Annotated in this window: 23 protein-coding genes; 12 read left to right on the top strand and 11 right to left on the bottom strand. The window is 70.7% G+C overall.

Annotated features, from left to right (window positions below; translation table 11 throughout):
- Window positions 1–8 precede the first annotated feature (8 nt).
- Window positions 9–635 (bottom strand): phenylalanine--tRNA ligase beta subunit-related protein, encoded by a 627-nt coding sequence (locus tag JYJ93_RS00370; RefSeq protein ID WP_206785723.1) that lies wholly within the window; start codon window positions 633–635, stop codon window positions 9–11.
- A 76-nt stretch (window positions 636–711) separates the two neighbouring features.
- Between JYJ93_RS00370 and JYJ93_RS00365 the strand changes: the two genes are divergently transcribed.
- The 3 genes from JYJ93_RS00365 to JYJ93_RS00355 all read left to right on the top strand — a co-directional run bounded on the left by JYJ93_RS00365 (window position 712) and on the right by JYJ93_RS00355 (window position 3,181).
- Window positions 712–1,074 (top strand): cupin domain-containing protein, encoded by a 363-nt coding sequence (locus JYJ93_RS00365; protein WP_171413103.1) that lies wholly within the window; start codon window positions 712–714, stop codon window positions 1,072–1,074.
- 159 nt (window positions 1,075–1,233) lie between these two features.
- Window positions 1,234–2,856, top strand: coding sequence for an ABC-F family ATP-binding cassette domain-containing protein (locus JYJ93_RS00360; RefSeq protein WP_206785722.1), 1,623 nt, complete (start codon window positions 1,234–1,236; stop codon window positions 2,854–2,856).
- Window positions 2,857–2,932: 76 nt separating this feature from the next.
- Window positions 2,933–3,181 (top strand): hypothetical protein, encoded by a 249-nt coding sequence (locus tag JYJ93_RS00355; protein ID WP_206785720.1) that lies wholly within the window; start codon window positions 2,933–2,935, stop codon window positions 3,179–3,181.
- Between the two features lie 142 nt (window positions 3,182–3,323).
- Here JYJ93_RS00355 and JYJ93_RS00350 read toward each other — a convergent pair whose 3' ends face one another.
- From JYJ93_RS00350 to JYJ93_RS00340, 3 genes are read right to left on the bottom strand one after another with little or no spacing between them, the layout of a single operon-like run.
- The gene (locus JYJ93_RS00350; RefSeq protein ID WP_206785719.1) at window positions 3,324–4,763 is read right to left on the bottom strand and encodes an aldehyde dehydrogenase family protein; all 1,440 of its coding nucleotides are present in this window, start codon (window positions 4,761–4,763) and stop codon (window positions 3,324–3,326) included.
- Window positions 4,764–4,790: 27 nt separating this feature from the next.
- On the bottom strand, window positions 4,791–6,242 hold the full coding sequence (locus JYJ93_RS00345) for an aldehyde dehydrogenase family protein (protein WP_206785718.1): 1,452 nt from the start codon (window positions 6,240–6,242) through the stop codon (window positions 4,791–4,793).
- 33 nt (window positions 6,243–6,275) lie between these two features.
- Window positions 6,276–6,947: a TetR family transcriptional regulator gene (locus JYJ93_RS00340; protein ID WP_206785717.1), complete on the bottom strand. Its 672-nt coding sequence runs from the start codon at window positions 6,945–6,947 to the stop codon at window positions 6,276–6,278.
- Between the two features lie 126 nt (window positions 6,948–7,073).
- On the opposite strand from JYJ93_RS00340, the gene JYJ93_RS00335 reads away from it, so the two are divergent.
- Together JYJ93_RS00335 and JYJ93_RS00330 are read left to right on the top strand one after the other, a co-directional pair.
- Window positions 7,074–7,700 carry a phospholipase D-like domain-containing protein gene (locus JYJ93_RS00335; protein ID WP_043322562.1) on the top strand — a complete coding sequence of 209 codons (627 nt, stop codon included), beginning with the start codon at window positions 7,074–7,076 and terminating at the stop codon, window positions 7,698–7,700.
- 46 nt (window positions 7,701–7,746) lie between these two features.
- On the top strand, window positions 7,747–9,144 hold the full coding sequence (locus JYJ93_RS00330) for a HAMP domain-containing sensor histidine kinase (protein ID WP_269012944.1): 1,398 nt from the start codon (window positions 7,747–7,749) through the stop codon (window positions 9,142–9,144).
- 15 nt (window positions 9,145–9,159) lie between these two features.
- Here the strand turns inward: JYJ93_RS00330 and JYJ93_RS00325 are convergent, their stop codons facing one another.
- Both JYJ93_RS00325 and JYJ93_RS00320 read right to left on the bottom strand, forming a co-directional pair.
- Window positions 9,160–9,534, bottom strand: a complete 375-nt coding sequence (locus JYJ93_RS00325) for a helix-turn-helix transcriptional regulator (protein ID WP_014393392.1) — start codon at window positions 9,532–9,534, stop codon at window positions 9,160–9,162.
- 425 nt (window positions 9,535–9,959) lie between these two features.
- Window positions 9,960–10,841: a nitronate monooxygenase gene (locus JYJ93_RS00320; protein ID WP_242543548.1), complete on the bottom strand. Its 882-nt coding sequence runs from the start codon at window positions 10,839–10,841 to the stop codon at window positions 9,960–9,962.
- Window positions 10,842–11,080: 239 nt separating this feature from the next.
- Here JYJ93_RS00320 and JYJ93_RS00315 point away from each other — a divergent pair, with 239 nt between their 5' ends.
- From JYJ93_RS00315 to JYJ93_RS39730, 3 genes are read left to right on the top strand one after another with little or no spacing between them, the layout of a single operon-like run.
- Window positions 11,081–13,153, top strand: coding sequence for a HEAT repeat domain-containing protein (locus tag JYJ93_RS00315; RefSeq protein WP_206785715.1), 2,073 nt, complete (start codon window positions 11,081–11,083; stop codon window positions 13,151–13,153).
- 52 nt (window positions 13,154–13,205) lie between these two features.
- Window positions 13,206–14,168, top strand: a complete 963-nt coding sequence (locus tag JYJ93_RS00310; protein WP_206785714.1) for an AAA family ATPase — start codon at window positions 13,206–13,208, stop codon at window positions 14,166–14,168.
- 8 nt (window positions 14,169–14,176) lie between these two features.
- A complete protein-coding gene (locus JYJ93_RS39730; protein ID WP_242543547.1) occupies window positions 14,177–15,850 on the top strand; it encodes an extensin-like protein in 1,674 nt (557 codons plus the stop codon).
- 3 nt (window positions 15,851–15,853) lie between these two features.
- Here the strand turns inward: JYJ93_RS39730 and JYJ93_RS00300 are convergent, their stop codons facing one another.
- From JYJ93_RS00300 to JYJ93_RS00290, 3 genes are read right to left on the bottom strand one after another with little or no spacing between them, the layout of a single operon-like run.
- Window positions 15,854–16,840 carry a M48 family metallopeptidase gene (locus JYJ93_RS00300; protein ID WP_242543546.1) on the bottom strand — a complete coding sequence of 329 codons (987 nt, stop codon included), beginning with the start codon at window positions 16,838–16,840 and terminating at the stop codon, window positions 15,854–15,856.
- On the bottom strand, window positions 16,840–17,409 hold the full coding sequence (locus JYJ93_RS00295) for an SH3 domain-containing protein (RefSeq protein WP_206785713.1): 570 nt from the start codon (window positions 17,407–17,409) through the stop codon (window positions 16,840–16,842). Before JYJ93_RS00295 ends, JYJ93_RS00300 begins: the two co-directional genes overlap by 1 nt.
- Window positions 17,410–17,436: 27 nt before the next feature.
- On the bottom strand, window positions 17,437–19,779 hold the full coding sequence (locus JYJ93_RS00290; protein ID WP_206785710.1) for an adenylate/guanylate cyclase domain-containing protein: 2,343 nt from the start codon (window positions 19,777–19,779) through the stop codon (window positions 17,437–17,439).
- A 283-nt stretch (window positions 19,780–20,062) separates the two neighbouring features.
- Here JYJ93_RS00290 and JYJ93_RS00285 point away from each other — a divergent pair, with 283 nt between their 5' ends.
- The 3 genes from JYJ93_RS00285 (at window position 20,063) to JYJ93_RS00275 (ending at window position 22,662) form a co-directional block, all read left to right on the top strand.
- The gene (locus JYJ93_RS00285) at window positions 20,063–21,268 is read left to right on the top strand and encodes a hypothetical protein (protein ID WP_206785708.1); all 1,206 of its coding nucleotides are present in this window, start codon (window positions 20,063–20,065) and stop codon (window positions 21,266–21,268) included.
- The gene (locus JYJ93_RS00280; protein WP_206785706.1) at window positions 21,265–22,035 is read left to right on the top strand and encodes a ferritin-like domain-containing protein; all 771 of its coding nucleotides are present in this window, start codon (window positions 21,265–21,267) and stop codon (window positions 22,033–22,035) included. Before JYJ93_RS00285 ends, JYJ93_RS00280 begins: the two co-directional genes overlap by 4 nt.
- Before the next feature lie 96 nt (window positions 22,036–22,131).
- Window positions 22,132–22,662 (top strand): TspO/MBR family protein, encoded by a 531-nt coding sequence (locus tag JYJ93_RS00275; protein WP_206785704.1) that lies wholly within the window; start codon window positions 22,132–22,134, stop codon window positions 22,660–22,662.
- 23 nt (window positions 22,663–22,685) lie between these two features.
- On the opposite strand, the gene JYJ93_RS00270 is transcribed toward JYJ93_RS00275, so the two are convergent.
- Together JYJ93_RS00270 and JYJ93_RS00265 are read right to left on the bottom strand one after the other, a co-directional pair.
- Window positions 22,686–22,868 carry a hypothetical protein gene (locus JYJ93_RS00270; protein WP_206785702.1) on the bottom strand — a complete coding sequence of 61 codons (183 nt, stop codon included), beginning with the start codon at window positions 22,866–22,868 and terminating at the stop codon, window positions 22,686–22,688.
- A gap of 144 nt (window positions 22,869–23,012) precedes the next feature.
- The gene (locus JYJ93_RS00265; RefSeq protein ID WP_206785700.1) at window positions 23,013–24,956 is read right to left on the bottom strand and encodes a PAS domain S-box protein; all 1,944 of its coding nucleotides are present in this window, start codon (window positions 24,954–24,956) and stop codon (window positions 23,013–23,015) included.
- 222 nt (window positions 24,957–25,178) lie between these two features.
- Between JYJ93_RS00265 and JYJ93_RS00260 the strand changes: the two genes are divergently transcribed.
- Window positions 25,179–25,904 (top strand): dienelactone hydrolase family protein, encoded by a 726-nt coding sequence (locus JYJ93_RS00260; RefSeq protein WP_206785698.1) that lies wholly within the window; start codon window positions 25,179–25,181, stop codon window positions 25,902–25,904.
- Window positions 25,905–25,954 lie beyond the last annotated feature (50 nt).

Here is a 25,954-nt window from a genome sequence, read left to right as displayed (position 1 = left end):
ATGGCGCCTCAGCGCACGGGCTCGACGGTGGCGCCCAGGCGCTCCAACAACTCGCGGTACCAGGTGAAGGCGCGCTCGGTGTGGCCCTTGAGCTCCTTCGTGCCCCACAGCAGCGTGAGCGTGCGCCGCGTGGTGCCGTCCGTCTTGGTGCGCTGGGCGTCCTTCACCGCGTTGGCGCACGGGCCCTGCGCGTCGAAGAGGCACAGCAGGCCCTCCAGGTCGATGGCCTGCCCGGAGGCGTTGAAGACGTAGCGGTCGCCCTGGATGGCGGTGGAGACGCGGAACGGCGCCTGGGCCTTGTCCAGGTCCACCACGCTGATGGGCAGGCCGCTGTGCAGCGATACGGCGTTGCAGGCGTCCACCGCGGCGTTGATGGTGCCCAGACTTCCGTCGCCGGAGGCCCGCACCAGGTACTCGGACGCGGGCTTGCCCCGGCCCGTGGGCTTGTAGCCGCCGTGGCGGAGCAGGTCGCGCACGGCGCCCCGGACGGCGTCGTCGCTCTGGAGAGGCGCGGTGGCGCCGGGCTTCAGCAGGGCCTGCAGCCAGTCGGGCGCGGGCAGGTCCCCCAGGGGGGCGGGCCAGGAGGAGGTGAAGGCGACGAGGTCGAGGAGGGGATGGTTGTCGACGGTCAGCACGGCGGCACTCTATGCCACGCGCTGGTAGGGTAGGGATGGCTGCTGTCCCCTTCGTTCCCCTCCTGGAGCCTTGCGCATGCCCACGCTCATCCCGAAGCCCATCCGCGTGACGGCGGTGGGCAACAAGCCGAAGCTCATCGACGAGTACGTGGGCCGGGTGAACTCCAAGACGTCCAACATCAGCGTGGCCCACATGCGCAGCCCCGGTGGGTGGGAGGAGCCGGGCCAGACGCCCGAGTTCCGTGAAATCACCCTGGTGCTCGCGGGCACGCTGCGGGTGGAGCACAAGGGCGGGGTGATGGACGTCCACGCCGGCCAGACGGTGGTGTGCGAACCCGGCGAGTGGGTCCGCTACAGCACCCCCGACGAGGAGGGCGCGGAGTACGTGGCCATCTGCACCCCGGCGTTCTCCCCGGGCACGGTGCACCGGGACGCCTGAGCCTCGCGTTTCAAGCCGGGCGGAATCCCGGGCGGGGGCCTGCCCGCCCGGCCGCGTGGAAGGACCTGGAGCCGTTGGGGGTTCGGAAGCATCCCTCCGGCGGGCGGCTCATGGCATAAGGGCGCGCCGCCTGATTTCCCGGGCCTTTTCGGTACGCACATGATCCGTCTCGACAACATCGGCAAGCAACACGGTCAGCAGATCCTCTTCATCGAGGCGTCGGCCGCGCTCCACAAGGGCGAAAAGGTGGGCCTGGTGGGCCCGAACGGAGCGGGCAAGACGACGCTGTTCCGGATGATGACCGGCCAGGAGTACCCGGATGAGGGACAGGTCTCCATCGACCGCGGCGTCACCATTGGCTACTTCAGCCAGGACGTCGGTGAGATGAACGGCCGCAGCGCGGTGACCGAGGTCATGGACGGCGCGGGCCCGGTGAGCAAGGTCGCGGCGGAGATGAAGGACCTGGAAGCCGCCATGGGGGACCCGGACCAGGCGGACAACATGGAGAAGCTCGTCGAGCGCTACGGCGTCGCGCAGGGCCGCTTCGAGGAACTGGGCGGCTACGCGCTGGAGGGCCGCGCGCGCGAAATCCTCGCGGGCCTGGGCTTCAGCGAAGAGATGATGGACGGCGACGTGGGCAAGCTGTCCGGCGGTTGGAAGATGCGCGTGGCCCTGGCCCGTATCCTCCTGATGCGGCCGGACGCCATGTTCCTGGACGAGCCCTCCAACCACCTGGATATCGAGTCACTCATCTGGCTGGAGAGCTTCCTCAAGGGGTACGAGGGCGCCCTGCTGATGACGTCGCACGATCGCGAGTTCATGAACCGCATCGTGACGAAGGTGGTCGAAATCGACGGCGGTTCGCTGACGACGTACTCGGGCAACTACGACTTCTACGAGGGCCAGCGCGCGCAGAACGAGGCGCAGCAGCAGGCGCAGTACGAGCGCCAGCAGGCGATGCTCGCGAAGGAGATCAAGTTCATCGAGCGGTTCAAGGCCCGCGCGTCGCATGCGGCGCAGGTGCAGAGCCGGGTGAAGAAGCTGGAGAAGATCGAGAAGGTGGAGCCGCCGAAGCGCCGCTCCACGGTGCTCTTCGAGTTCCAGCCTCCGCCGCGTTCAGGTGACGACGTGGTGAACCTGAAGAGCGTGAGCAAGGGCTACGGCAAGCGGACCATCTACGACGGCCTGGACTTCCTGGTGCGCCGCGCGGAGCGCTGGTGCGTGATGGGCGTGAACGGCGCGGGCAAGTCCACGTTGCTGAAGCTGGTGACGGGGACGACGCAGCCGGACGAGGGCTCGGTGGCGCTGGGTGGCAGCGTGAAGATGGGTTACTTCGCGCAGCACGCGATGGACCTGCTGGACGGAGAGAAGACGGTCTTCGAGCAGCTGTCGGACGCGTTCCCGAGGGCGGGGCAGGGCTCGCTGAGGGCGCTGGCGGGCTGCTTCGGCTTCAGCGGCGACGAGGTGGAGAAGAAGTGCCGGGTGCTGTCGGGAGGAGAGAAGGCGCGTCTGGTGATGGCGCAGATGCTCTACGACCCGCCGAACTTCCTGGTGCTGGACGAGCCCACGAACCACCTGGACATGGGCACGAAGGAGATGCTGATCACGGCGCTGTCGCGCTACGAGGGCACGATGCTGTTCGTGTCCCACGACCGGCACTTCCTGGCAGCGCTCTCCAACCGCGTGCTGGAGCTGACGCCGGACGGCATCCACAAGTACGGCGGCGGCTACACCGAGTACGTCGCGCGCACCGGCCAGGAAGCCCCGGGCCTGCGCAGCTGAGATGTACCGGACGCCCAGGGCGTAGAGACGCTCTGGGCGACCCCGCTGGGCCAACTGTCCGTTCTTCGCGTACCGCGTGTCATTTCAGGACGTGGTGGAGAACTCCGGTCACCGGACGGTGCGGGTCATCCTGGATGAAGGCTTCCAGCCCAAGCTGCTCTCCATCGACGTGCCCCCGCAGGTCCGGCTCGAAGAGGTGACGCGCTTCCTCATTGAGCAGGATGTCCAGTGGGAGCACGCGGACCCGACCTGCGCCGACCTGCATCCGAACGAGAAGTGTGCTGAGCGCCAGGATCAGCGCGCTCGTTTGCAGGCGCAGGCGTGATGAAGCGCATCCGCTCCTTGAGGCTCAGCGCGAGCAGCACGCGTTCCCGGGGTGTCATCGCGGCCAGTCGCTCGAACTGAGCTCTCCGCGCCGCGTCCGCGCTCTTGCTGGGGCGCTGTCGGAGCTCATCGTGCCTCCCCTCCTATTCGAACAGCTTGCTCGCGAGCCGGGCCAGGCGCTGGGCCTTGCCTCGGTAGGGCGGGAAGAAGAGGTTCGTGAAGGCCGTGCGGCCCTGCCGCACCACCGCGCGCTCGTGGCTGAAGGCCTTGAAGCCCGCTTCACCGTGGTACGCGCCCAGGCCGCTCTGTCCCACACCGCCAAACGGCAGATGCGGGTTCACGTTGTGCAACACCACGTTGTTCACCACCGTGCCGCCCGCGCTCGTCTCCTTCAGCAGGCGCTCCACCGTGGCCTCTTCGTGGCTGAAGACATACATGGCCAGTGGCTTGCCCCCCGCGCGCACCTGCGTCACCACTTCATCCAGGGATTCGAAGCGCAGCACCGGCAAGAGCGGGCCGAAGATCTCCTCGTCCATCACCGCCGACTCCGGCGTCACGTCCGCCAGCACCGTCGGCGCGATGTAGCGCGTCTCCGCGTGCACGCCGCCTCCCGCCACCACCCGCGCGCCTCCCGCCACGGATTCATCCAGCAGCCGGCACACGCGCTTGTACGCGCCGTCATCCACCATCCGGCAGAAATCCGGCGTCGCGCGCCGCGCCTCCTCCGTCTTCCCGTAGAAGCGCTCCAGCGCGGACTTCATCCCCGTCAGCAGCGCCTCCTCCTTCGATGCGTGCACCCAGACATGGTCCGGCGCGATGCACGTCTGGCCTGCATTGAGGAACTTGCCCCAGACAATCCGCTCCGCCGCCGCGTCCACGTCCGCGGACGCATCCACGATGACCGGCGACTTGCCGCCCAGCTCCAGCGTCACCCCCGCCAGGTGCCTCGCCGCCGCCTCCATCACCCTGCGCCCCACGCGCGGCCCGCCCGTGAAGAAGAAGTGGTCGAACGGCAGCCGCAGCAGCGCCTCGCCCACGTCCGCGCCGCCCTCCACCAGCGCCACCTCATCCTGCGGAAACACGTCCCGCAGCAGCTGCGCCAGGAAGCGCGCCGTGCCGGGCGTCTTCTCGCTGGGCTTGCACAGGACGGCGTTGCCCGCCGCCACCGCCGCCACCAGCGGCGACACCAGCAGGTGGAACGGGTAGTTCCACGGCGCCAGGATGAGCACCACGCCCTTGGGCTCCGGGTGCACCTCGCTCTTCGTGCCCGTGAGCAAGAGCGGCGCGCCCACCTTGCGCGGCTTCATCCACGCCTTCAGGTGCTTCTGCACGTGCGCCAGCTCCAGCAGCACCGGCAGGATCTCCGTCGCCTCCACCTCCGCGGGCGGCTTGCGGAAGTCCTCGTGCAGCGCGTCCGCCAGCTCCTCACGCCGCTCCAGCAGCAGCGCCTTGAGCTTCTCCAGCCGCGCGAGGCGCTCCTTCGGCCCTGTCTTCGCCAGCTCCCAGCGGCGCGCCTGGAGGCGGTCGAACACCGCCTGCAGGTCTCCCGGGACCAGGGCCTCCTCCACTGACACCACGCGCATGCCGGTTCCTCTCTCCCGCCCCGGGACCTACTCCAGCATCCGGGTCGCCTTGGAAGCCCATTCCTGGGTCTTTCCCCGATACGGCGGGAAGAACACCGCGGCCAGCGACTTCATCCACTGAACCATCACGGCCCGCTCATGGCTGAACGTCTTGAAGCCGTAGTGCCCGTGGTAGTTCCCCAACCCGCTCATCCCCACCCCGCCAAACGGCAGGTTCGGGTTCGCCACGTGGATGAGCACGTTGTTCACCACCACCCCGCCGGACGTCGTGTGCTGGAGCACCTCCTCCACCATCTTGGAGTCCTGCGAGAACACGTACAGCGCCAGCGGCTTCCCGCCTTCGTTGATGTGCGCGTAGACCTCCTCGCGCCGCTCGTACGTCAGCACCGGCAACACCGGCCCGAAGATTTCCGCCTCCATGATGGGCATCCGCGTCGTCACCCCGGACAACACCGTGGGGGCCACGTACCGTGACGGCGCGTCCGCCGTGCCGCCCGCCTCCACCTTCGCTCCCGCTGCGACCGTGCGGTCGAGCACCTCCTTGAGCCGCCTCCAGGCCGCCGGGTCCACCACCCGGGCGAAGTCCGGGCTCGCCTGACGCTCGGCCTCCGTCGCGCCGTAGAAGCGCGTCAGCACCGCCTTGAACGCCTCCAGGAACGCCTGCTGCTTCGACGCCGGCACGTAGATGTAGTCCGGCGCCACGCACGTCTGGCCCGCGTTGACGAACTTGCCCCACGCCAGCGCCTCCGCCGCCGCCTTCAGGTTCGCCGATTCGTCGATGATGACCGGCGACTTGCCGCCCAGCTCCAGCGTCACGCTGGACAGGAACTTCGTCGCCGCCGCCATCACCTTGCGGCCGATGTTCGGGTTGCCCGTGAAGAAGAAGTGGTCGAACGGGTGCTGGAGCAGCGCCTCCGCCACCTCCGCGCCACCCTCGAACACCGCGACCTCGTTCTCCGGGTACACGTCCCGCACCAGCTTCGCCAGGAAGCGCGACGTGTGCGGCGTCTTCTCACTGGGCTTGAGCATCACCGCGTTGCCCGCGGCGATGGCCGCGATGAGCGGCGCCGCCAGCAGTTGGAACGGGTAGTTCCACGGCGAGAGGATGACCACCACGCCCTTCGCCTCGAAGCGCACGTGGCTGGACGCGCCCTTGAGCGTCAGCGGCGTCGCCACCCGCTTGGGCTTCATCCACGACTTCAGGTGCTTCACCGTGTGGTTCAGCTCCTCCAGCGTCGGGTGGATCTCCGTCAGCTCCACCTCCATCGCCGGCTTGCGGAAGTCCTGGTGGACGGCCTCCGCCAACTGCTCGCGCCGCGCGATGATGGCCTCGCGCAGCTTGCGCAGCCGGGCGATGCGCTCCGCCGCCGTGCTGCGCGACAGGTTCCAGCGGTTCGCGCGCTGCGACTCGAACACCGCGCGGATGCGGTCCACTTCAACCGAGGCCTGGGGAAGGAGGGACGCGACGGCTTCCAGCATGACAGAGCTCCGTTTCAGGAAATGCGCAAAGGGTCAGCGGGCTTCGAGCCCGCGAAGGAGGGTGGTGATGGCCGCCGTCAGCTCGGCGGAGAAGTCCACGCGCAGGGGCGCCATGTGCGGCAGCGTCAGCACCTCGCGCGCCACGGGCGCGATGTCCGCCATCTGCCGCAGGCCCGTCATCAACGCGTGCACGTGGCGGATGAGCTGGACCGCGGACTCCGGCGTGAGGAAGGACAGCCGCGCCTGGAGCAGCGCCGCCGTCGTCCCCATGGACACGAGCACGCGCTCCTTGAAGGCCTGCGCCTGCGCCACCGTGACGTTCTGCTCCAGCACCGTCTGCGCCAGCGCCAGGAGCCGCGTGAAGGTCTCTTCACCCTCCAGCGACCCGGCCACCGTGCGCGCCAACTGGTGGCCCGTCCACGTGCCGCCTTCCGCCAGGAGCCCGTTCAGCTTCGCGAACCACGCGGTGAGCAGGTCGTCCAGGAGCGCCAGGAACAGCGCCTCCTTCGTCGGGAAGTAGAGGAACACCGTCCCCTTCGCCAGGCCCGTGCGCGCCGCGACGTCCGCCATCTTCACCTCGGCGAACGACGTGGCCTCGAACAGCGCCCGCGCCGCGTCCAGCAGCTCCCGCCGTCGCGCTTCCTTGTCCTCGTCCCGCCGCGCCCGCAGCGGCATGACCCGCTTCTCGGCCAGTGCTCCCACCATGACCCGGAGTTAAATGACCGCCGGTCATCGGGTCAAGCCAGTGCCTGGGTCTCCTTCCACCGCAAGACGTTCCCGAGGGGTAGGGGATGGTGTCGTGTAATCCCATGTGCGACGCTGGGTGACATGATGAGGCCCATCGACGCGGAGCTGCTGTCGGGGAGCGCGCTGTACCAGGAGGTGGTGCTGCGCAAGCTGGCCCACGCGCGCGAGTCGGTGTGGATGGCCACCGCCAACGTGAAGGCCATGTACGTGGAGCGCTCGAAGGGGGCGTTCGTGCCGCTCCTGGAGGTGTTGGACGGGCTGGCCGCCCGGGGCGTGGCGCTGCGGCTGTTGCACGCGGAGCTGCCCAGCCGGCCGTTCCGGGCCGCGTTCGACGCCCGCTCCCGGCTGGTGAAGGGTGGGCTGGAACTGAAGGTGTGCCCGCGCGTCCACTTCAAGGCGGTGGTGGTGGACGGCGCCTGGGTCTACCTGGGGAGTGCCAACCTCACCGGTGCGGGCCTGGGGGCCAAGGGCGACGATGTCCGCAACTTCGAGCTGGGTTTCGTGACGGAGGACTTCGACACCATCGACCGGACGACGGCCCTCTTCGAGGCCGTGTGGAGCGGCGCCGAGTGCCGGGGATGCCGGCTTCGCGCGGTGTGTCCTGACCCCATCTTGCCCTCCGGCGGCGGACAGGCGAAGAAACGGGGACGGGACGCGGTGCGTTTGGGGAAGTCCCGCCGGCTGCGACGTCCACGGGAGGACTCGACATGACGCTGCACTTCGCGCCGCGCGACGCGCCCTGGGGGACCAAAGCGGGGTGACGCCTCCAACCTCCAGCGCGTGGGACGACGCGAACGCGGATGTCCAGGCCCGCCGTCGGGTCCGGCGGCGCACGTATTGGTGGTGCGCTCTGCTCATCGCGCTGGGCTCGCTCATGCACCCGCTCATCCTGGGCGGCTTCCGCGCGGACTTCCTCGCGGCGCACTGGGTCTGGGCCGGGGCGTTCCTCGCACTGGGTGCCGCGGTCGGCGCGGGGTGGCTGCGTGCGCCCTTCAGCGGCATCGCGGCGGGCACCGTCAGCCTGACGGCGCTCACCGTGAGCATCCAGCTCACCGGAGGCCTGGAGAGCCCGCTGTTCCCCGCCTTCTACACGGTGCCCCTCCTGGTCGCCGTCTTCGTCCCGGGCCAGCGCCTGCCGGTGTGGTCCGCCATTGGTGGCACGCTGGTGGCGGTGGGGCTGATGACGTGGCTGTCGCATGTGCCCTGGCCGGTGTTCGTCAGCCAGTGCCTCAGCCTCGTCTTCGTGTTCGCGGTGTCCGCGCACGGCGCGGAGGCCTTCCGCAAGCTGCGCGCGGCCGAGCGTAACGCGCACCTGGAGCGCGTGGAGGCCCTGCGCCAACTGGCGGAGAGCGAGTCGCGCCGTGTGCGCGTGGAGCGCCAGCGCGCGGAGGTGGAGCGGTTGGTGGTGGTAGGGCAGCTGGCCGCGGGCGTGGCCCATGAGGTGAACAACCCGCTCGCGTACGTGAAGTCGAACCTGCACTACCTCCAGGAGGAATGGGCGCGCGGCGCGCCCGAGGACCTGGAGGACATGCGGCGCGTGCTGGACGAGACGCAGCAGGGCGTGCTGCGCATCCAGCAGATCGTCACCGACCTGCGCCTGTTCTCGCGCGAGGCCCCGGACGAGCTGGAGTCGTGTGACGTCGCGCAGGCGCTGGCAGAGGCGCAGCGGCTGGCCTCGGTGCGCCTGCGCAGCCTGGGCGTGGTGGACCGAGACGTCGCACAGGGGCTGTCCCCCGCGCGCGTCACGGCCCGCCACCTGGTGCAGGTGCTGGTGAACCTGCTGCTCAACTCCGCGGACGCGCTGGAGGCCGCGCGCTCCAGCAAGCCCGCGCACGTGACGCTGCGCGCGCGCATGGAGGACGGCCGCGTGCGGGTGGAGGTGGAGGACAACGGGCCCGGCATCCCCGAGGCCGCGCTGCCGCGCCTCTTCGAGCCCTTCTTCACCACGAAGCCGCCCGGCAAGGGCACCGGCCTGGGCCTGGCGCTCTGCCGCGACTACGTGGCGCGCGCGGGCGGCACCCTGGACGCGGAGAACCGCGCCGAAGGCGGTGCTCGCTTCATCCTCCGGCTGCCCGTCGCCGGTACCGCATCCCCCCCTGTGCACCGCGAAGCGCCAGCGCCCGTGGACGCGAACGCGGAGCCCGCGGCCGAGTAGCCCCTTTTCAGTGCTTCATCGCTCCAGCGCGTGCGCCACCTGACCCAACAGGCGCAGGCGCGGAGAGTCCAGCTTGCGCACGGTGCGCATCAGGCGCCGCACCTCCGGACGCTCGCGGTACTCCGGCGGATCCTCCGCGAGCTGCGGCGCGCCGTCCTCCGTCACCGCCGCCGTCGCGCTCAACCCGAGCAGCACATCCGAGGAGCAGCTGAGCACGAGGCACAGCTTCCGCAACGTCCGCACGCTGGGCAGCATGTGCCCGCGCTCCAAACGGCCGTACACCTCGGTGGCGATGCCGACGCGCTCGGCGACATCGGCCTGCGTCAGCTCCAGCCGCTGCCGGGCCACTCGCACCGCGTTTCCAATGAGGGTTGCCAGTCGCTGTTCCATGGCGTGCAAAACCTGTCGAAAGAGGAGCTTCTCCCCCCGCTTTTCAGACGGAGAGGTACCGGGGAGAAGTCGCTGCCTTGCGTGACCTCGTGAGACACAGATTACGAGTGGGGTCTGACATCCCCGGGCGTGCGGACAGGGCCCGCAAACCCTCGACAATCCGCCGTTTCCGCCGTTCCGGCGCGCGCGTTTGGCAAGGCTTCCCGGGTGTTTTTTCTTCGCGCGTCACGCGCGCCGAACCGGGGTGGTAGGCGCGCGCGCTCGCGCCCCTCCCACGACGTCACGGGAAGGGCTTGAGAGGTCGCCCGACGTGCCAGGTTGCTTCGTGCGATTCGCGACGGCTTCCAAGGGTCCGGGGAGACCGCGCGCTTCCGGCGGGACATGCCGGAAGCGGGGCTCGACACCCGGGTTGCTTCCGTGCGGCTTCAGGATTCGGACGGCAGCGCGGCGCGGGCTTCGGAGTACTCACGCACCATGCGCTCGACGACGGTCGCGGCGGGCAGCACGTCCTTCACGAAGGCCACGCCCTGGCCCGCGCTCCAGGTGTCCTTCCACGCCTTGCCCTGGCCCGCGCGGAAGCGCTCCAGCGCGCTCTTGATGAAGTTGCCGTGCACACCGGTGACTTCCTTCGTGTACTCCAGGTCCTCGGGCCCCGAGTCCACCAGCGCCTGCTTGTAGTCGGGCGCGGCGCCGGCCTCCTCCGTGGCCAGGAAGCGCGTGCCCACGTACGCGCCATCCATCCCCAGCGCGAGCGTGGCGGCCAGGTGGCGCCCCGTGGACAGCGCGCCCGCGAGCACCACCGGCACGCCCAGCTCCGCCTTGAGCCACGGGCCCAGCACCATGGGGCTCAGGTTGCCCGCGTGGCCTCCCGCGCCGCTGCCCACCGCGACGAGCGCGTCCACGCCGGCCTTCACGGCCTTCTCCGCGTGGCGCAGCGAAATCACGTCGCTCCACACCTTGCCGCCGTACGCGTGCACGCGCTCCACGATGGGCGTGGGGTCGCCCAGGCTGGTGATGACCAGCGGCACCTTGCGCTCCACCGTCGCGGCCACGTCCTCCTCCAGGCGCTCGGCCCACTTGAGGATGAGGTTCACGCCGAAGGGCACGTCCTTGGGGAACGTGCTCAGGAAGTCCCGGTACGCCTGCGCGGTGCGGTAGTTGAGCGACGGCACCGCGCCAATGGCGCCCGCGCGCCCGGCGGCCTCCAGGAGCGCCGCGTTGGACACCAGGAACATGGGGGCGGCGATGATGGGATAGCGGATGCCCAACATCTGGGTCACCGCGGTGTCGATGCGCGAAGGGGCCATGTGACGCATTGGAGCATGCGTGCACGCGAGCGCGAGGCCGAAAAATCGGCCTGGGCGGCGTTGTCAATCACAGCGTGTCCCGGCGGGGGAAAACCCCTGGTGTTTCCGTGGTTTACGTAGCACGTAGGGCTGACATAAGGTGCCTGCCCCGGCGGCGAGCCGGGAAACCGGGGAGTCCCTTCGGTGAAGCGAACCGGGGAGCGCCGCCGAGCGCCTTCGCGGGGAGGCCAGAGCCAGTCGTGAGTGACGAGCGTCCGGACGCGCTGCTCAAGAGCGCACTCGAAAAGATCGTCTACTTCGAGGCCCGTGCGCAGCAGTTGCATGGCGAGCTGGCGTCCGCGCGCGACGAGCTTTCGCACCTGAAGGAGGACCTGGCGGCGGGGCACCAGCGTGAGCTGGACCTGCGCCGGGAGGTGGCGTCGCTGGAGGTGAAGAGCGCCCGCGCCCAGGCCGCGCACGAGGAGCTGTCGCGGCTCAATCAAGCGCTGCGGCTGGAGCGCGACCAGTTGATGGCGAAGCTGCTGGACGCGAGCCGGATCCACTCGTCCGGCCAGTCGCGCGCGATGGCGGAGGACGACGCCGACGAGCTGGGGTTCGACCTGGCGTCGTTCATCTCCCAGCTGCGCAGCGAGGTGATCCTCCGCGGGGATGTGCCGGCGGTGCGCGCGCCGTTCAACGGGCCCGCGGTGCCGCTGAAGGCCTCCGACCCGAGCGTGCCCTGGACGGAGCGTCCCTCGCCGGCCATTCCGCCCCGAGCCCCCGTGGCCGCGGTGGATTCGGGGCTGTCGCCGGTGGCGCGCGAGGCGCAGCGGCTGCAGAGCGAAGGCCGGCTGAGGGTGAGCCCGGAGCAGATGGCGGAGCTGTCCGGGCATTCGGGCAGTACCACGGACGAGACGCTGTTCGGGTTCTCCGTGCGGGAGCTGTCAGCGGCGGACGCGGCGGCGCGGGTGCGGGCGGCGGAGCGGCTGAAGGCGCTGGCGCATCCGGCGGCGGCCCCCGCGCTGGCGGCGGCGCTGCACGCGGAGACGGACGCGACCGCGCAGGTGGCGCTGGTGCAGGCGTTCGCGGGGCTGTGCCGGGAGGAGGGCGCGTCGGTGGTGTCGCCGCTCCTGTCGTCGCCGGTGCCGGAGGTGCGCATCGCGGCGTTGAAGGCGCTGCTGGTGCTGGCGCCGAAGGACGCGGCGCCGCACCTGGCGCAGGCGATGAAGGACTCGGACCGGTCGGTGCGCCGGCGCGCGTCGCTGCTGGCCCTGGGGTTGGAGGGGGAGACGGCGCGGCGGCTGGGTGAGGACGCCATCCACGACACGGATCCGGAGGTCCGCGCGCTGGCGGCGCTGGCGCTGGGCGCGGGCCGGGGCGAGAACGCCCGGACGCTGCTGCTGGGCGCGCTGGACGACGGCGAGGCGCGCGTGCGCAAGGCGGCGGCGCAGAGCCTGTCGCGCATCCTGGGCCACGACGTGTCCGCGGTGGTCGCGCTGGATGATGCGCACCGGCGCCGGGAGATCCGCCGGCTGGCGACGCTGCCCGTGAAGCCCGTGCGCGCGACGCTGGACGCGAAGCCCGTGTCCGTGTCCGTGGCCCCCGTGGTCGCGGAGGTGGCGCAGCCGGTGGCGGTGCAGGCCGCGCAGCCGGTGGCCGCGAATGTCGCGCCGCAGGTGAGCGCGCAGCCCCTGCCTTCGATTCCCGAGCACACCGCCGTGCCGGTGTCGCTCGCTGACATCGCCGCGAACACCTCGCAGTGGACCGCCACGCCCGTGGCCGCCCCCGCGCTCGCGGTCGCCACCGTGGGCGCGGCCCGCTCCGCACCCGCCGTGATGCACGGTGCGGCTCCGGCTCCCGCGCGGGTCGCGAACGGCGGGCCCGTATCCTTCGCTTCGGGCCCTGCCGCGCCGCCCTCGCGCCCGGTGGCCTCCGTTCCCCCCGCGCCCGTGCCGCCGCATGCCGCGCCCGTGCCGCCGCATGCCGCGCCCGTGCCGCCGCATGCCGCGCCCGTGTCGCAGGCCGCGCCCGCGCAGCCCGCCGTGCGGCGGACGCCCGTGCAGGCCGCGCTGGTCGCCATGGGCGCGCCTCCTCCCGCCCGGGCTCCGGCGCCCTCCGCCCAGCCGCCGGTTCCTCCCAAGCGCGGGCCCTCTCCCGTGGAGGCGCTGTGTGGGGCGATGTTGCAGGAGGTGCGGGTCGCTGTCCGAGGACGCTCGCTCGCCGAGCTGACGTCCGGGCTGTCCGCTCCGGCGGAGCTCGCCCAGGAGGCTGTTGCCCTGCTGGTGGCCCGAGGGGCCATCGTGCGAAGGGGGCACAAATACTTCGCCGCTTGAGGCAAGGTGCTGCATCCCGCCCAGGCCTCACACGTCATCCGAAGGGTCGTTCATGGAAGCGCCGACGTACAGCTCGAAGCAGGTAGCCGAGATGCTCGGCGTGACTGCGAAGTCCATCCCCACGGACCTGCGCAAGGACGCCTACGGCCCGGAAGACGTGTGGGAGCTGCGCACGACGCTCAACAAGTTCCCGCCCACCGCGGGCCTGCGCAAACAGCTCTTCCTCAACTTCAAGGGCGGCACCGGCAAGACGTCCCTGTCCACGTCCTACGCGTGGCGCCTGGCGGAGCTGGGCTACGCGGTCCTCCTCATCGACCTGGACAGCCAGGGCCACGCCACCAAGTGCCTGGGCTACGAGGGCGAGGACTTCGAGAAGACGCTCCTGGACGTGCTCGTCCGCAAGACGCCGCTCGCGCAGGTGGTGCAGAAGTCCACCCTGCCCAACCTGGACTTCATCCCGTCCAACCTGAGCATGTCCACGGTGGACCTGGCGCTGATGCCCATGGCCGGCCGTGAGTTCAAGCTGCGCAACGCGCTCAAGGACGTGGAGGCGCAGTACGACTTCATCGTCTTCGACGCGCCTCCGTCCTTCGGCCTGCTCAACCTCAACGCGCTGATGGCCGCGAACGACCTGTTCGTGCCGGTGCTCGCGGACTTCCTGTCCTTCCACGGCCTCAAGCTGCTGTTCGAAACGGTGCAGAGCCTGGAGGAGGACCTGAACCACGTGCTGGACCACGTGTTCATCGTGGTGAACTCCTTCAACGCCACCTTCAAGCTGGCGAAGGAGGCGCTGGAGGCGCTCCAGACGCACTACCCCGAGTACCTGCTGCCCACCATCATCCGGCAGTGCACCAAGTTCGCGCAGGCCTCCAGCGAGGGCCGCCCGGTGTTCGTGGCGGACCCCACGTCCAAGGGCGCCAACGACATCCAGGCCATGCTGGACAACGTGCTGCCGCGCCTGGTGGCCGCGCACGCCGCGGCGGTGAAGGCCGGCACCGCGACGAAAGCCGGCTGAGAGTTCCCATGAAGAAAGCCTTCGAACAGAACGTGTCCCGCGCGAAGCCGCGCCTCCGTCTGGGGGCGCTGACGGGTGCCCTCGACCCGGCCGACCCCACGGGGACCGCCGCCACGCCGGAGCCCACCGCTCCGGAAGCGCCCGCGCCCGTCGCCGAATCGCCGGACCTGTCCTCCGAGGTGCGCTCGCGCATCGAGCGCCGCGCCGGCCCGCGCCCCACCGCCGCCGAGGCGATGGAGGCCGCGCTGAACGCCCCGCCCCGGCACGCCGCGCCGCCCCCCGCCGCGCAGGGGCTGCCGGCGGTGACGGCGCCCTCGTTCTCGCCGGTGTCGCACGCGCTGTCCGCGCTGGTGTCCCCGGAGGCCGCCCGCGTGGAGGAGGAGGCTCCGCCCGAGCCGTGGATGGATGCGGACTCTCAGGCGACCGCGTCCGATTGGAACGTGGCGCAGGAGAGCGCGCCCGAGGAGTCCGTCTGGGACGCGGACGCCGTGCCGCCGGTGTCGCACCGCGAGGTGGCGGAGGCCGTCGCCGCGTCCGCGTGGAACGTGTCCGTCGCGCAGCAGCGCGAGTCCGTGGTCGAGGCCTTCGGCCGCGAGCCCCTGGGCGCCGAGCCGACCCCCACGCACGTGGAGCCGCCCCCGCCCGCCGCCGCGCACTGGGATGCGCTGACGGCGCGTCCGGCGGCCGCGACGCACGTGGACGCGATGCGCGTGGCGCCCCTGGCCCACTCCGCGACGCACGCGGAAGCCGCCGCGCCCGTCACGTTCGCGTCTCCGCCCCCGCCCCCGGCGATGGCGCAGGCGGAAGCCCCCCGGGGAATGCCGGCCACCTTCGCGGGCCCGCCTCCCGGAGTACAGTTCGATGGACGGATGGGCGTTCAGGCCCTCCGCATGCCTTCCGAGGCCGAGCCCATGACGACGTACGCTGCCGTCCAGGCCTCCACCGTCACCACCACCGAGACGGTGGCCCGACAGGAAGCCGCGCCCGCCCCCGTCGAGGTGCAGACGCCCGCGCCTCCCCGCGAGGACGACTCCGAATCCCGCCGCGAGAAGCTCAAGGCCCGCCTCAAGGCCGTGCGCGAGAACCCGCGCCCGGAGCCGCTGCCCGCCACCGTCGCGGAAGCCGGCCAGCGCGCCGTGGAGCGCATCACCCACCTCCAGGCGGAGCTCACCAAGGTCAAGGCCGCCAACCTCACGCTCACCCAGGACCTGGAAGTGGCCCGCCGCCAGGCGGAGAAGGCCACCGAGGAGGCCCGCCTGCGCATGGACGAGGCCCGCCGCCTGTCCGCGGAGATGGAAGGCCGCGTGAAGCTGCTGGCCGACCTGGAGCGCGAGCTGGCCTCCCTGGAAGGCGAGCGCGACGAAGCGCTCCTGTCCCTCCAGGAGTCCCGCCAGGCCCTCCAGGCCGCCGCGAAGGAGCACGAAGCGCTGGAGCAGGTCGTCACCAAGGGCAAGCTGGCCCTGGCCGACAGCCTGGCGGAAGAGGAGCGCCTCGCCGTGGAGCTGGAGGGCGCCAAGGACGAGTCCGCCTCCCTGCGCCGCGCCGTGGAGACGCTCCAGGGCGAGCGCGACGTGCTGGCCCAGCAGGTCGCGTCCCTCACCGCCGAGCGCGCCGAGCTGCTGGAGGCGCGCAAGGCCCTGGAGTCCGTGCACCGCGCCCTGAGTCAGGCCACGGTGCGCTGAAGGCTACTTCGCGTCCTTCGCCACGCCCGTGGACTTCTTCACGGGCCCCACGACGGCGAAGGCCGCGGGCAGGGCCGGCCGCTGGAGCGACGCGACGTCCATCCGCGCGAGCGGATCCGCGTTGCTCCGCCGCGCCTCGACGAGCTGGGCAATCTGCTTCTTGCGGTCGCTCACGCTGGGGTGGTTCGCCAGGATTCCGCCGCCCCCGGTCGTCTGGCCGAGCAGCCGCGAATACTCGCCTGGGTCGTAGCCCGCGGACAGCAGCAGCTCCACCGCGAGCGCGTCCGCCGCCAGCTCCTCGTCCTTGCGGTGGCCCTTGCCGGCGAGCTCCACGGTCCCTTCGACCATCTTCGCCATCAGCCCCGTGTCCGAGTCCAGGTCCAGGCGGCCGTCCGACCGGCTCGCGCCCACCACCTTCGAGGCCACCGTCGACACGACCGCGCCCGCCACCGCGGCGCCCTTGCACGTGCTCACCTTCACGTCGACGTACTGCCGCAGCGCGTGCTTGAGCACGACGTGGGCAATCTCATGCGCCAGCACGCCCGCGAGCTGCGCCTCGTTGTCCACGCCCTGGAGCAGCCGGCGCGTGACGAACACGTAGCCACCGGGCGCGGACAGGGCGTTGAAGTTCTCCGCGTCCTTGAGCACGCCGAACGTCCAGCTCAGCTCTGGCCGGGGGGACTGCATCGCCAGGTTGCGGCCCACCGTGTTGACGTAGGTGTTCAGCTTCTCCTCCGCCGCGCCTGACAGCATCAACCCGCTGCCCTGGCGGGCCCAGTGGATGGCCAGCGCGCTGCCCAGCGCGTACTCCTCCTGGATGGCCGGCGCCACCTTCAGCTTGTCGCAGGACCCCACCTGCTCCGCCGCGGCCGCCACCCGGTTCGCGTCCTCGCCCAGGTTCGCGGCCCTCAGGCCCTTCGCCACCTGCGTGCAGGACGTGAGGCTCAGCCCCAGGCCCACCGCCGCCAGCATCCCCATGCGCGAGCGCATCACTTCACCGCCTTCTTGGCCTGAGGCTGGGGGCCCAGCTTCGTGTTGGGCGCCACCACCGGGAACAGCCCGGCCTGCTTCACGTGCGCATCGATCTCCGCGGGCGTGACCTTGAGGGCCAGGCCCTCCAGCTTCTGGATCTGCGCCACCGCGTCCGCGTAGTCGCCGCCCTTCTCCTTGCCGTACTTCTCCGCGCCCGGGCTCAGCGCCTTCACCGCCGCGCCGCTGGACACGAAGGCGGACGGGTCGATGCCGCGCGTCTTGCCGTCCTTGGACACCAGCTCCATGTCGGGCGGCTTCGTGGACAGGTTCGTCTGGAACACGTAGCCGGCCTTGCCTCCGGGCTCCGTCACCTGGTGCCACTGCGCGTTCTTCGGGTCCGCGCCCCGCCACGTCACCTGCTGCCCGGGCTGGAGCACGGCCACCACGTCCGCCGTGGGCACCGCGCTCTTGAGCACGCGGGTGTTGCGCGCCTTCACGTAGAGCTTCTCGTCCTTCTTCACCGCCCACGCGGCCGTCGCCGGCAGCCCCAGCGCCAGCAGCACGACGCCCCAGGTCCATCGTCTCATCGTCATCCTCCCCAACCTGATACGCCGTCACTTCTCCAGATTCGCGACGCCATCGAACTTCTCCGGGGGCGTCTCCAGATACTCGCGGCACCGCTCCAGCAGCTTCGCCGTGGGCCCATCCTCCGGCACCTTCGCGGCCTCCGCCTCCAGCACCGCCGCGGCCTCCGCGAAGCGGGCCTCCCGGTACAGCGCCAGCGCCTCGTGGTAGCGCGCCACCGTGTGCCGGGTGGCCGCGTCCAGCTGGCCCTTGAGCGCGAGCAGCTCATACACCGTGACGGCCTCCGTCTTGCCCGCCACCCGCACCCGGTCCAGCTCGCGCACCTCGATGTGCTCCTTCGCCAGTTCGTACGTGCGCGGGCCAATCATGATGACCGACCCGTAGGCCTTGTTCGCGCCCTCCAGGCGCGCGGCCAGGTTCATGCCGTCGCCAATGGCCGTGTAGCTGAAGAGCTGGTCGCTGCCGAAGTTGCCCACGAAGTTCACCGCGCTGTTCACGCCGATGCGCGTGTACACGTCCGGGAAGCCCTTCTCGCGGAAGTCCACGCGCAGCGCGTCCACCGCCGCCTTCGCCGCCAGGGCGCCCCGGCACGCGCGCACGGCGTGGTCCTCCTGGGCCATGGGCGCGCCGAAGAGGCACACCACCGCGTCGCCAATGTACTTGTCCAGGCACCCGCCCTCGCGCAGCAGCGCCCCGCTCACCGCCGTGAGGTACGTGTTGAGGATGCGCACCAGTTGGCGCGGGTCCTCCTTGAAGCGCTCGCTGAAGGTGGAGAAGCCGCGGATGTCGCTGAAGAACGCGGAGATCTCCTTGTTCTCCCCATCCAGGCGCGGCAGCTGCCGCGAGCGGATCATCTGCTCCACCAGCTTCGGCTCCATGAAGCGGTGGAACGCCTGCCGGATGAACTGCGTCTCGCGGTTGGCCACCAGGTGGTTGAACGCCAGCGCCGCCACGCTCGCGCCCACGCCCGCCAGCGCGGGCATCGCCATCAGCACGTGCGTGTGCGCTGACTTGAGCATCAGGCCCGTGAGCACGTGCAGCACCAGTACCAGCGCCACCGGCCAGGCCACCTCCAGCGGCGTCCAGCGCGCCGTCATCAGCAGCACCGCGGACACCAGCGCCACGAAGAACGTCAGGCCCAGGTCCACGCCCGGGGGCGCGCGGGTGATGAACGTCCCCGACAAGAGCGTGTCCACCACCGTGGCCTGCTTCACCAGGCCGGGCTCGGTGGGGGAGAAGGGCGTGGCCTTGATGTCATTGAGGCCCACCGCCGTCCCGCCAATGACGACGACCTTGTCCTGGAAGAGGGCTGGGTCCAGCTCCAGGGCTTCTCCCCTGGAGCGGTGGATCCAATCGTTCAGCACGGCGAAGAGGGTCACCGTCCTGAAGCGCTGTTCCAACGAACCGCCGTAGTCCAGCGCGGCGCTGCCGTCCGCGTTCACGCGCCACGTGCGCTCGCCCAGGCGGAGGGTGCGGCCAGAGAACGTGACCTCCTTCGCGCCCAGCAGGTCCGCCATCATGCGCACTGGCAGCGTCACGTAGGTGTTGGCGCCGTCCGTGTACGCGAAGCGCGTGCGGCGCATGGCGCCATCCCCGTCCGCCTCCATGTCCACCAGCCCGACCCCGTTCACCGCGCCCACCAGCGCGGGCGCCGGAGGCACCGGGGAGCGGGGCTCCGGTGGCGGCTTCGATGGCATCTCCCCCAACCTGGGCAACGCCTTCCCATCCACCCGGCGCACGGGGAAGGCGAGCGCCCGCGCCAGGACCTCGGGCGTCAGCACGGGCGTGGCCGGGGTGGGTGCGTCCTCGAACTCCTCCGGGAAGGAGCCGTCCTCTGGCGGGCTGGCGGCGGGCGCGGCCTCGGGAGCGGTCAGTGGCACGGGGGCCTGGAGGTCCACGCGGGCGACCCGCTTCGCCGACTCGCTGGTGGACATTCCCACGTAGAAGGGGAGGCCGGTCTCACGCAGCACCTGCGCGAAGCCCAGGTCGGTGGACTCGTCGGCCGTCCGCTCGTCCATCACCGCGTCGAACAGCACGGCCCTGGCTCCCTGGGCCTGCAACTCCTGCGCGATGCGCGCCCACAGCGTGCGCGTGTACGGCCAGTTGCCGAAGTTGAGCCGGAGCTGCGAGTCCTGGCTGATCTCATCCAGGGTGCGCTGGTCGATGGCCACCACGACCACCTGCCTGGACTTTTCCCGGCCACCGGTGAACCGGACCAGGGCCTGGTCGTAGGCGATGTGCTCCGTGCCCTCGAGGACCTTCGCCTCCTCGCACGCCCACGCGGCGAGTGTGGCCGCCAGCGCGATTCCCAGCATCACGCGGCCGTGATGGCGCCAGCGCTCCTGGATCAGCTTCCACGTCTCACCCGCCACGGCCCCTCCCCACGAGGTCCACGGCGAGACGCTACTCCGGGCAATGCCCCCTCGGCACGTGCGGGGACGGACGGAATTGGACCTTCATCCATGAGGGTCCGGAGAGTCCCGTGAAGCAGGAGTCCCAGCGAGCCGTTGCCGCCCCTGGAGGCCTGCGGGCGACGCCTGCACGTCTGTTGCCGTTGGGTGAAGGCCCCCAACCTTCATGCCCATGGGGACCCGAGGCGGTGAAGCCCACCGCCCGCGCTCAATGCCTGTCCCTGCCCCAGTAAGGAGTCACCTCGTGGCCTTGGACCTGTTCAAAGAAAAAGGCACTCCCGTCGAGCGCCAGTCCTTCACCTGGAAGGACATGGTGCGGCGGCCCTACAGCAAGATGGACGACGACGCCTTCACCCGGACGCGCGTCATCCTGATGAACGGCATTGAAGCGGATGCCCTGCGCATGAAGCACATCTTCGCGCGGCTCAACCTGGAGCTGCGCCCGCACCTGGCGCTGGTGCGCCGCGCGGAGCACCACCAGCAGACGCTGGTGAACTGGCTCACGCCGCCGGACCAGAAGGTCATCGAGACCACGCTCGGCTTCGAGCAGCTCGCCATCGAGGTGACGGCCAGCGTGGCCATCCACGAGCCCGACCCCTATCTGGCCCAGACGTACCGGTTCGGGATGCTGGAGGACTTCGACCACCTGTACCGCTACTCCGCGCTCTATGACCGGCTGGAGGGCCAGGACCCCAACAACATCACCCAGTCCTATACGGACATCATCCCGGGCCGCCCCACGGCCGTGGAGCACCGCCATCCGCTGGATGACCTGCGCCGCCCCTACGACCGCAAGACCGCGGATCCGCTGTCCAAGCTGCACGCGATGACCATCACCGCGTCCGAGTTCCAGACGCACGACTACTACATGACCGTGGGCCCCACGTTCACGGACCCCGTCGCGCGGCAGCTCTACGCGGAGATCGCCTCCATCGAGGAGCAGCACGTCACCCAGTACGGCTCGCTGATGGACCCGGCCGAGTCCCTGCTGGAGAAGTGGATGCTCCACGAGGCCATGGAGGTCTACAACTACTACTCGTGCCTCGCGTACGAGACGAACCCGCGCATCAAGGAGGTGTGGCAGCGGTTCGTGGACTACGAGCTGGGACACCTCCACTACGTGATGGACCTGTTCAAGAACCTGGAGAAGCGCGACCCCGCGGAGGTGCTGCCGCGCGCGCTCCCGGAGCCCATCGCGTTCAAGGAGCACCGTGAGTTCGTGCGCAAGGTCCTCTCGCAGGAGGTGGACATGCGCTCGGACGGCACCGAGTACGTGGACAAGTCCCAGCTGCCGCCGGACCACCGAACGCTCGCGTACCAGGCGCAGCTGAACTCGGAAGGGTCGCCCTCGGAGACGGCGGCGGCTGGATACAAATGGAGGCCGGGCACGGAGCTCGCCGCGAAGGCGGAGCGCATGGGCTCGGTGCTGGAGGGGAGGAGGCTGCAATGAGCAAGGACACCATCGCCGACGTGGGCATGAACCGCACCGGCATCAAGACGTCTCCCGTGGACAGCAAGGACATCATCGCGGAAGCGGAGCGCGCGCAGCCCAGCAGCCCGGGCGACGCTCGGGCCATCGCGGAGGTGCGCAAGCAGTACATGCGCGAATCCGGTGACGGCCTGGGCCGCGTCCCGCCGCCCTCCAGCCTCAAGGGCATGGCGAAGACCGCGGTGGACATGCTCAAGGGCGGCAAGCCCACCGTGCTCATCGACAAGCTGGGCGAGCGGCTCGCCTTCGAGCGCAGCGGCGTCCGGCTCTACGAGGGCGCGCTCTCCAAGCTGGACGTCTTCGGCAGCTGGGAGGGAGGGCCTTCGCGGGAGCTGCTCACGAAGATCCTCGACGACGAGCTCAGCCACTTCGCCCTCCTGACGGAGGCCATGGAGAAGCTGGGCGCGGACCCCACGGCGGTGACGCCGTCGGCGGACCTCACCGCGGTCATCTCCATGGGCGTGCCCGCGGCCATCTCCGACGCGCGCACCAACCTGCGCCAGGCCATGCAGGCGCTGCTGGTCGCGGAGCTGACGGACAACGCGAGCTGGGAGCTGCTCATCGACCTGGCGCGCGGCCTGGGCCATGACTCGCTCGCGGACCGCTTCCAGCTGGCGCTGGACGCGGAGGCCGAGCACCTGGCGCTCGTGAAAGGCTGGCTGGCGGCGGGCGTGGCCACGGAGGCACGCGCGCCCATGGAGTCCGCGTCCGTCCCCGCGCAGCCCTGAGGACGGCCGGGCAGGCAGGCGGACGTGGCAAGCCGTTGTGCGAGGACACAGCTTGTGGGCTCGCACGACGGCTTCGTCATGTCTGGAGGCAACGATATGCAGCTCAGCGAGCTGGGTGGCTCCGAGGGCCTGGAACACAACGCCACGCTCAACCGTGAATCGCTGGTGGCGCTGGGCGCCTTCGGCGCGCTCACCGCGGGCGCGGTCTTCGTCAGCGCGCGGAGCACCCGCGAGGCCGTGGAGAGCCGCTGGTACAGACAATTGAAGAAGCCGCCCTTCCAGCCGCCGCGCCAGGCCTTCGGGCCGGTGTGGACGGCGCTCTACGGGCTCATCGCCGTCTCCGGCTGGCGCATCTGGGGCTCACCCGCGGGCGCCGAGCGCTCGCGCGCGCTGGGCCTGTGGTTCATTCAGCTGGGGCTCAACGCCGCGTGGTCCCACCTGTTCTTCCGCAAGCGCCAGCTCAAGGCCGCGGCCGTGGAGAACTGGGCGCTGTTGGGCAGCATCGCGGCGTATACCGCCGCCGCCAGCCGGGTGGACCGCAAGGCGCCGTGGTTCATGGCGCCGTACCTGGGCTGGGTGTCCTTCGCCAACGTGCTGTCGACCGACATCGCCCGGCGCAATGCCTGACGCCGGGCGTCTGTCCTCGCGCGCTAGTTGCGCATGCGCGAGGGGGGAGCCGCGTTGTTGAACGACAGCACCGCGGCGAAGTAGCGCGCCTGGTTCTCCGAGGTGCAGCGCACCTCCTGGATGCGTCCACCGACCTTCACCCGGACCACCCACCCGTCGTTGTCCTGGCTGATGGGGGACTCGCTCTTCATCGTCATGTTCTCCATGGCTCTTCACCCTCCCTTGCGCCCGGGTAGAGCAGGGGGCGTGCCAGGGCTGGGAAGCGTGGGATTCCAGCCCTTTGCATGGTGCGTTTGTCGGGGGCGGGGAGGCGGAGGTGAAGTTCTTTCAGGCGGGGCGCCATCGCGGCTTCAGTGGAGGTGGCGATCGGGCCACACCTGCGGGAGGACGGGCCGCACGGCGGCGAGTGTCGGCAGCGCGACGTAGAAGGTGGACCCCCGGCCCGCCATGCTCTCCACCCAGATGCGGCCGCCGTGGCGCTCCACGATGTCGCGGCTGATGTAGAGGCCCAGGCCCAGCCCGCCGTAGGAGCGCGTGGAGGCGTTGCGCGCGCGGAAGTAACGGTCGAAGAGCTGCTGCTGCTGGTCCTCCGGGATGCCGATGCCCGGGTCCGTCACGGACAGCACCGCGACGTCTTCCGTCAACGACAGCCGCACGCGGATGGTGCCGCCGTCCGGGCTGTACTTGAGCGCGTTCTCCAGCAGGTTGGAGACGACCTGCTCCAGGCGGAACGTGTCGCCGTGGACGGAGATGGGCTCCCGGGGGCGTTCGAAGTCGAAGGTGTGGTTGCCCTTCTGGCCTTCCATGCCGGCGAGCGTGTGCTCCACCAGCAGGTCGAAGCGGGTGGCCTCCGGGTGCAGGGCCAGCCGGCCGGCCTCGATGCGCGAGGCATCCAGCAGGTCGTTGATGAGGCCGGTGAGGCGCGTGAGCTGGTGCCTCGCGTGGCGCAGCACGCCGGGGTCCAGGTTCTCGCCGCGCTCCAGGCGGCGCTCCAGCGTGGCCAGGCGCAGGCTCAGGGGCGTCAGCGGCGTCTTCAGTTCATGGCTCGCGATGGAGAGGAAGTCGTCGCGCACGCGGATGGCCTCCTGGGCCTCGCGGTACAGGTGCGCGCGCTCCTCCTCCGCGCGTCGGCGCTCGGTGATGTCCTCGACGAGGACGCCTACGCCCAGCACTCGGCCGTCGGGGGTGCGCACGGGATAGAAGCTGCCCTGGAAGTAGCGCCGGGGGCCGGGGACGCCCAGGTCCTGGTCGGAGACGGACTCCTGTTTCACCAGCGGCTCACCGGTGCGCAGCACGTAGCGGGGCCCCTGCTCCGCGATGGCGCCCGGCTCGCCGAGCACCTCCGGCAGCGTCCGGCCCGGATGTTTCTCCGCCGGGACGCCATTGATGCGCGCGAGCGTCTCGTTGACGCGCACGTAGCGCAGGTTCGTGTCCAGGAAGCCGATGCCCACCGGCGCGCTGCGCACGAGCAGGTCCAGCTGGGCCAGGTTCTCCTCGCGCTCGGCCTCCACGCGGCGGCGCTCGGTGATGTCCTCCACGATGCCGACGCCGCCCTCCACGGTGCCATCCTCCGCGTAGCAGGGGGCGAAGCGGATGCGCACCGGTATCTCCTTGCCGGTGGTGAGCGCGCGGTAGACGCCTTCGTAGTCGCAGGGGCGGCCGGCCAGTGACTCGCGCACGCAGGTCATGATGCCCTCGTCGCGCAGCGTGAGCAGTTGCAGGCCCACCAGGTTGCGCTTCGACGTGCCGATGAAGCTCGCGAAGAGGTCGTTGCACGCGGTGATGACGGGGTTGCGGTCGAAGTGGAAGATGCCCAGGGGCGCGTTCTCCACGAGCAGCCGGTAGAGCCGGTCCACCGTCTGCTGATGCGAGGCCACGCCGGAGCCACTGGAGATGTGCTCCACCGGCTCCTCCAGCGAGTCGATGACCTCATGCAGCCGGCGCAGCGTGAAGACGATGCGCTCATCTCCGTCCAGGCCGGCGGCGCCCACGGTGACCTCCACCTGGAGCTCCACGCCGTCGCGCCGCCGGGCGAAGACGCGCGTGGGCCGCCCGCCGAGCGCCTTGCGGCGAGACAGCAGGTAGCGCGGCAGGCTGAGGCCGTGGAAGTGGTGCAGGCGGGGCGGGAAGAGGTCGGTGACGGGCCTGCCCACGAGCTGCTCGCGGTCCCAGCCCAGCAGCCGCTCCGTCGCCGCGTTGACGTGCAGGATGCGCTCATCCGAGCCGCACGCGATGAAGGGGTCCACCGCTGCGTCCAAGACGGCTTCCAGCTCCCGTGCGGCTCCTCCGGCCATGCTTCGCTCCTGGTGGGAACCGGCACGCGTTCTGTGCGCCGCGTGGCGGCCCTGCCGGGCGGTGGGGGCTCCCCGGCGTTGGCGGGCGCGCGTCTTGGCGCCCGTGCGCGTTCCCTTTGACTACAGGTACACACTGTGAGCCGAAGCGGCGCGATGAAGCCGGAAGGCCGGGCGCTGACAGCACCCCTGGAGGCCGGGCGGGCAGGCGGGTACAGGAGGGGCATGCGCGAACTCCGAACCGCCGCCGTGCTGCTCGCCGCGATGTTGGGAATGGGCTGTGCTGGCAACCGGGGCGCGCCTCCGGTGGCGCCGGGCCCGCTCGTCTACAGGAGCGAGGCGGTGGGCGCTCCAAAGCCCGAGGCGCTGCTCGTGGCCCTGCACTTCTCGGGTTCCACGCCCGCGTTCTGGGACGTGCCCATCCAGTCGCTGGGCATCCCGGTGCGCACGCTGCTGCCCCAGGGCCCGAGGCCCCGCCGTGACGGCTTCACGTGGTTCCAGGCCGACCACGAGGAGAAGACGTGGGAGGGGAAGACGGAGGACGTGGAGCGCATGGCGGAGCGGCTCGCGGAGTTGATCCGCGAGGTCCGGGCGGAGCATCCGGAGATCCACCGCGTCGTGGTGACGGGGTTCTCCTACGGAGGAGACCTGGCGTGGATGCTGGCCATCCGGCACCCGGAACTGGTGGACGCGGCGATGCCCATGGGGACGCGCCTGCTGGGCGACCCGGGGCAGGAGCAGCCCGTGGCTCGGAGGGTGCGGGTGCTTCAGGGAGAGCAGGACGCCATCATCCCCGTGCAGCACACGCGCGAGCGGGTCGCGGAGCTGAAGGGCCGGGGCGTCCCCATCGACCTGAGGACCTATCCGGACCTGGGCCACGACGTGTCACCCGCGTTGCTCGAGGACTGGCGCGAGTTCCTGCGCCAGTCATTGCAGGGCCCAATCGACTGACGGCTTGGGCTGCGTGCGACCGCGCGTCGCAACGCGCCCGCGTAAGGCCT

The sequence above is a fragment of the Corallococcus sp. NCSPR001 genome, from assembly GCF_017309135.1.
Classification (GTDB): Bacteria; Myxococcota; Myxococcia; order Myxococcales; family Myxococcaceae; genus Corallococcus.
Note: the sequence above shows the minus strand (reverse complement) of the source record. Positions and strands in the feature narration are given on the sequence as shown.

Coding starts and splice junctions, on each gene's coding strand:
- JYJ93_RS00270 (WP_206785702.1), bottom strand. CDS start 22,868: ATGGAGAACATGACGATGAAGAGCGAGTCCCCCATCAGCCAGGACAAC.
- JYJ93_RS00280 (WP_206785706.1), top strand. CDS start 21,265: ATGAGCAAGGACACCATCGCCGACGTGGGCATGAACCGCACCGGCATC.
- JYJ93_RS00275 (WP_206785704.1), top strand. CDS start 22,132: ATGCAGCTCAGCGAGCTGGGTGGCTCCGAGGGCCTGGAACACAACGCC.
- JYJ93_RS00350 (WP_206785719.1), bottom strand. CDS start 4,763: ATGCGCGTGGTGTCAGTGGAGGAGGCCCTGGTCCCGGGAGACCTGCAG.
- JYJ93_RS39730 (WP_242543547.1), top strand. CDS start 14,177: ATGAAGAAAGCCTTCGAACAGAACGTGTCCCGCGCGAAGCCGCGCCTC.
- JYJ93_RS00345 (WP_206785718.1), bottom strand. CDS start 6,242: ATGCTGGAAGCCGTCGCGTCCCTCCTTCCCCAGGCCTCGGTTGAAGTG.
- JYJ93_RS00300 (WP_242543546.1), bottom strand. CDS start 16,840: ATGCGCTCGCGCATGGGGATGCTGGCGGCGGTGGGCCTGGGGCTGAGC.
- JYJ93_RS00310 (WP_206785714.1), top strand. CDS start 13,206: ATGGAAGCGCCGACGTACAGCTCGAAGCAGGTAGCCGAGATGCTCGGC.
- JYJ93_RS00260 (WP_206785698.1), top strand. CDS start 25,179: ATGCGCGAACTCCGAACCGCCGCCGTGCTGCTCGCCGCGATGTTGGGA.
- JYJ93_RS00320 (WP_242543548.1), bottom strand. CDS start 10,841: ATGGCCCCTTCGCGCATCGACACCGCGGTGACCCAGATGTTGGGCATC.
- JYJ93_RS00340 (WP_206785717.1), bottom strand. CDS start 6,947: ATGGTGGGAGCACTGGCCGAGAAGCGGGTCATGCCGCTGCGGGCGCGG.
- JYJ93_RS00265 (WP_206785700.1), bottom strand. CDS start 24,956: ATGGCCGGAGGAGCCGCACGGGAGCTGGAAGCCGTCTTGGACGCAGCG.
- JYJ93_RS00365 (WP_171413103.1), top strand. CDS start 712: ATGCCCACGCTCATCCCGAAGCCCATCCGCGTGACGGCGGTGGGCAAC.
- JYJ93_RS00360 (WP_206785722.1), top strand. CDS start 1,234: ATGATCCGTCTCGACAACATCGGCAAGCAACACGGTCAGCAGATCCTC.
- JYJ93_RS00335 (WP_043322562.1), top strand. CDS start 7,074: ATGAGGCCCATCGACGCGGAGCTGCTGTCGGGGAGCGCGCTGTACCAG.
- JYJ93_RS00325 (WP_014393392.1), bottom strand. CDS start 9,534: ATGGAACAGCGACTGGCAACCCTCATTGGAAACGCGGTGCGAGTGGCC.
- JYJ93_RS00295 (WP_206785713.1), bottom strand. CDS start 17,409: ATGAGACGATGGACCTGGGGCGTCGTGCTGCTGGCGCTGGGGCTGCCG.